Origin of the sequence: Amycolatopsis sp. M39 (genome assembly GCF_001651785.1) — a bacterium.
GTDB classification, from domain to species: domain Bacteria; phylum Actinomycetota; class Actinomycetes; order Mycobacteriales; family Pseudonocardiaceae; genus Amycolatopsis; species Amycolatopsis rubida.
The window spans coordinates 145,432-145,966 of the sequence record NZ_LWSF01000017.1 but is presented as its reverse complement, the minus strand read 5'-3'; the positions used below and the strand labels follow the sequence as shown (position 1 = coordinate 145,966).

Below are 535 nucleotides of genomic sequence, written 5' to 3'. Positions count from 1 at the left end.
CTGGCATTCGAGCACCCAGCTCAGCTGAGCGTGCTCGGGCACGTGGCTCTGCACGAACAGGGCGCTGCGCGCCGGGTCGACCCCGATCGCGAGCAGTTGCGCGGCAGAACGCCGCGTCCGCTCCAGCAGCACCTTGGGGTCCTGCTCGACGGTGATCGCGTGCAGGTCGACGACGCAGTAGAAGGTCTCGTGGGTGTCCTGCAGCCGCACCCACTGGCGCAGGGCGCCCAGGTAGTTGCCGAGGTGGAAGGAGTCGGCTGTCGGCTGGATCCCGGAAAGCACCCGCAGGCGCCCGTTCTGTTCGTCGGACACGCCGAGATTCTTTCAGGCTGCGGAGGAAGCGCTGCCGCGGGCCCGGCGGTTCACTGGACGGACGGACGGACGGGCGGACGAGACGTTACGACGGTCTGCTTGCTTCCGGGCAGGAGCTGCTACCGGAGAGATTCAGGAGGTGAGAGTGCGGCCCAGCTCGCCGATGCCGCCGCAGTCCGCTGGCGATGCAGCCGGCGAGGCGGCGAGGCGGCGAGGCGGCGAG

General features: G+C 69.9%; 1 pseudogene. It reads right to left on the bottom strand.

Annotated elements, in window-relative coordinates:
- Positions 1 to 312, bottom strand: a pseudogene (locus A4R44_RS29970) (tryptophan--tRNA ligase); the annotation flags it as partial.
- Positions 313 to 535: the final 223 nt, after the last annotated feature.